3 protein-coding genes and 1 pseudogene are annotated in these 4,244 nt (G+C 62.0%); all 4 read left to right on the forward strand.

What is annotated here, in order from left to right:
* Positions 1-203: pseudogene (locus C2134_RS20410) on the forward strand (hypothetical protein); the annotation flags it as partial.
* Positions 204-400: 197 nt separating this feature from the next.
* Positions 401-1,213, forward strand: a complete 813-nt coding sequence (locus tag C2134_RS20415; RefSeq protein WP_103321894.1) for a DMT family transporter — start codon at positions 401-403, stop codon at positions 1,211-1,213.
* A gap of 47 nt (positions 1,214-1,260) precedes the next feature.
* The gene (locus tag C2134_RS20420) at positions 1,261-1,617 is read left to right on the forward strand and encodes a SpoIIAA family protein (protein WP_103321895.1); all 357 of its coding nucleotides are present in this window, start codon (positions 1,261-1,263) and stop codon (positions 1,615-1,617) included.
* Between the two features lie 59 nt (positions 1,618-1,676).
* A complete protein-coding gene (locus C2134_RS20425) occupies positions 1,677-3,986 on the forward strand; it encodes a Tex family protein (RefSeq protein ID WP_103321896.1) in 2,310 nt (769 codons plus the stop codon).
* The last annotated feature ends 258 nt before the right edge of the window (positions 3,987-4,244 follow it).

Consider the following 4,244-nt stretch of genomic DNA (forward strand, 5'->3'; position numbering starts at 1 on the left):
CGAGCCGGCTGGTGACGGAGTATCGCGATGGCCGTTTCGTTTCCAATCGCTTGTGGATCGTGCGGCACAATCTGCAAGTGATTCAGCTGGTGGACAAGAGTCGCTTGCTGGAGGCGCGCTGCACCGCCAACGCATCGGAATTCCGCACTTACCGGCGGCAGATGGAGGCGATTTGCCTCAGCGTCGCGGTGGGCAAGAAGTAGTTGCTTAGAATTGCTCACAAAACCTCGTTAGAGAACCTGAGCCAAGGCGCGCCGACGCAGACAGTGCTTGAGTACGGCAAGGAGGCGCAACGCAGGATCAGGGTTTTTGTCAGCGGGTCTGAAGTTTCATGTGGTAAAGGTCAAGACAATTGGTAGTGAGTAGCAGGTTGGCGGGTTTCCGGCTGGGTTCTGGCTGGATGGTGGTGGCGGCGATTTTTTTCGCTTTGATGGGTTTGTTCGTCAAACTGGGAGCGCAGCATTTCTCATCCACCGAACTGGTGTTCTGGCGTACCTTGATCGGCGCGCTGGCGCTGGGCGGCGCGGCCTTATGGCGGCGCGAGCGCTTCGCCACGCCTTTGTTGCGCTATCATCTGCAGCGCGGCGTGATCGGCTATGTTTCCTTATTGATGTCGTTCTACGCCATCGCGCATCTGCCTTTGGCGATGGCATCGACCCTGACCTATACCTCGCCGATGTTCCTGGCGCTGTTGTCGGTCGTGCTGCTGCGGGAGAAACTGCCTGCGCGCGCCATGCTGGGCCTGGCGCTGGGTTTTGCCGGCGTGGTATTGCTGCTCAGGCCCACCCTGTCCGGCGACGTGTGGTTTGCCGGGCTGATGGGCCTGGTGTCCGGCTTTTTGGCCGGCTGGTCTTATCTGCATGTGCGCGAACTGGGGCGGCAGGGCGAGGCGGAGTGGCGGGTGGTGTTCTATTTCGCCCTGATTTCCACTGTCGGCGGCCTGTTGCTGATGTGTCTGGAGCGCTGGCACGCGGTGACATGGGATAATGCGTGGCTGCTGCTGGGTGTCGGCGTCACGGCCACCTTGGCGCAGCTGGCGATGACGCGGGCGTACAAGGTGGGGCGCAAGCTGACGACCGCCAATCTGTCCTATCTGACCGTGGTGTTTTCCAGTTTGTTGGGCGCGCTGGTATGGGGCGATGTGCTGACGGGCGATTCGCTGCTGGCGATGGGCTTGATCGTGGTCAGCGGCATGTTGGCCAGCCGGCGCTAAAATACAGTCAAAGCGGTCGCCGCGATAACAAAGGAAGGGAGCAATACATGATCTCAATCCGTGAGCAGGACTACGGTCTGGATGTCGCCTTGTTCAATGAATTCACGCTGGCCGATTTCCAGTTGCTGGAGCAGGCCTTGCTCAAGCGGCTGGAAGAGAGGGAGAAGCCGGACATGCTGCTGGATCTGTCCGAGTTGAAGGACTTCACGCTGGACATGGCGCTGGAAGAGGTGAAGTTCATGCGCGCGCATGAGGGCAAGGTGGGGCGTGTGGCCATTGTGGTCGGCGATGTCTGGATTCGGCTCGCCACCCATATCGCCGGCCTGCTGTCGCATACCCATGTCCAGTATTTCGAATTGATAGAAGAGGCGCAAGCCTGGCTGGCGCGGCCGGTCGCGGCTTGATTTTGCGGCGGATGGCGGTACAGTAGCGTTTTTTGTTCGACGCGAAAGAATAAAAACCGATGCTGAAAAGCCTTTCCAGCCGTCTGGCGGCTGAGCTTGCCGTCCGCGAATCCCAGGTGGCGGCCACCATCGAGCTGATAGATGGCGGCGCCACCGTTCCCTTCATCGCCCGTTACCGCAAGGAAGTCACCGGAGGTCTGGACGATACCCAGTTGCGCACGCTGGCCGAACGGCTGGTTTATCTGCGCGAACTGGATGAGCGCCGCGACAGCATCCTCAAGAGCATTGCCGAACAGGGCAAGCTCACCCCAGAGCTGGAAGCCGCCCTCTACGCCAGCGACAACAAGACCACGCTGGAAGACCTGTATCTCCCCTACAAGCCCAAGCGCCGCACCAAGGCGCAGATCGCCCGCGAAGCCGGGCTGGAGCCGCTGGCTGACAGCCTGCTGGCCGATCCGTCGCAAGACCCGAACGTGCTGGCCGAAACCTACCTCAACGCCGAAGCTGGCGTCGCGGACGCCAAGGCCGCGCTCGACGGCGCGCGCGCCATCCTGATGGAGCGCTTCGCCGAAGACGCCGAACTGCTCGGCCAATTGCGCGAGAAGCTATGGAACGAGGGCGAACTGGCCGCGTCCGTGGTGGCCGGCAAGGAAACGGAAGGCACCAAGTTTTCCGATTACTTCGACCATCGCGAATCGATCAAGGCCATTCCCTCGCACCGCGCCTTGGCGCTGCTGCGCGGCCGCAACGAGGGCGTGTTGAATGTCGCGCTGAAATACCAGCCGGACGAAACGCCGATTACCGAGCGTTCCGCTTACGAACAGCTGATCGCCGCCCGTTTCGGCATCCAGGATGCCGGCCGCGCCGCCGACAAGTGGTTGCTCGATGGCGTGCGCCTGTGCTGGCGGGCCAAGATCTTCCTGTCGCTGGAGCTGGAACTGGTCTCGCGGCTGAAAGAAGCGGCCGATGCCGAAGCGATCAAGGTATTCGCCGCCAATCTGCATGACTTGCTGCTGGCCGCCCCGGCTGGCCAGCGCGCCACGTTGGGCCTGGACCCCGGCCTGCGCACCGGCTGCAAGGTAGCGGTAGTGGATGGCACCGGCAAGCTGCTGGAAACCGCCACCATCTATCCGCATGAGCCGCGCCGCGAGTGGGACAAGTCTATTGCCATCCTCGGCGCGCTGTGCGCCCGCCACAAGGTAGACCTGATCGCCATCGGCAACGGCACGGCCAGCCGCGAAACCGACAAGCTGGCGCAGGAGCTGATCCGCGCCTTCCCGCAGCTGTCCATGACCAAGATCGTGGTGTCGGAGGCGGGCGCTTCGGTGTATTCCGCGTCTGAACTGGCGGCCAAGGAATTTCCGGATCTGGATGTCAGCCTGCGCGGCGCGGTATCCATCGCTCGCCGCCTGCAAGATCCGCTGGCCGAGCTGGTCAAGATTGAACCCAAGTCCATCGGCGTCGGCCAGTATCAGCACGACGTCAATCAGAGCCAACTGGCGCGCGCGCTGGACGGCGTGGTCGAGGATTGCGTCAACGCGGTGGGGGTGGACGTCAACACCGCCTCGGCGCCGCTGCTGACCCGCATTTCCGGTCTGAACGCCACGCTGGCGTCCAATATCGTGTCCTACCGCGACCAGAACGGCGCCTTCCGCAACCGCAAGCAATTGCTGAAAGTGCCGCGATTGGGCGAAAAGACCTTCGAGCAGGCTGCGGGCTTCCTGCGCATTTCCGGCGGAGACAACCCGCTGGATGCATCGTCGGTCCACCCGGAAGCCTACCCGGTGGTGGAAAAGATTGTGCTCAAGGCGGGCCGCGAGGTGAAGTCGCTGATCGGCGATTCCGCCTTCCTCAAGTCTGTGCGCGCCACTGACTATACCGACGAGCGCTTCGGCCTGCCGACGGTGATGGACATCCTGAAGGAGTTGGACAAGCCGGGGCGCGATCCCCGGCCGGAATTCAAGACCGCCACCTTCCAGGATGGCATCGAAGACATCAAGCACCTGCAGCCCGGCATGGTGCTGGAGGGCGTGGTCACCAATGTGGCCAACTTCGGCGCCTTCGTCGATATCGGCGTGCACCAGGATGGCCTGGTTCACATCTCGGCGCTGTCCAACAAATTCATCGACGATCCGCGCAAGGTGGTCAAGGCGGGCGACGTGGTCAAGGTCAAAGTGCTTGAGGTGGACGTGGTGCGCAAGCGCATCGCGCTGACCATGCGTCTGGATGACGAAGTGGGCGCGACGGCATCTCGTGGGCCGCGCAGTGATGTCCGTCCGTCCGGTGGTCAGCGTCAGCGCGGCCAGCAGAGTGCGCCTATCGGCGATACCGCGATGGCGGCGGCGTTCGCCAAACTGCGTAAGAACTGATCGCAGCTATATATAGGTTTTGGGCGCGGGCCGGCAGCAATGCCGGCCCGTTTTTCATGGCGTGTGGGCGGTTTCGGCAGTGCTGCCTGGATGTGCTGCAAAAAGTCTGTTTTCATATCGTCTTTCCCGTCAGTTACTTGCGTGTACTTTCGGGCTGGTAGGCCCGCCGTTGCTCACTTTTTCTCGCAAAAGGTGTTGACGAGGGTGAGGCCCGGGCGTATAGTTCGCCTCCTCAGCTGACGCAGCGAACGAAACAGC

Origin of the sequence: Chromobacterium sinusclupearum (genome assembly GCF_002902845.1) — a bacterium.
In the GTDB taxonomy this organism is placed as follows: domain Bacteria; phylum Pseudomonadota; class Gammaproteobacteria; order Burkholderiales; family Chromobacteriaceae; genus Chromobacterium; species Chromobacterium sinusclupearum.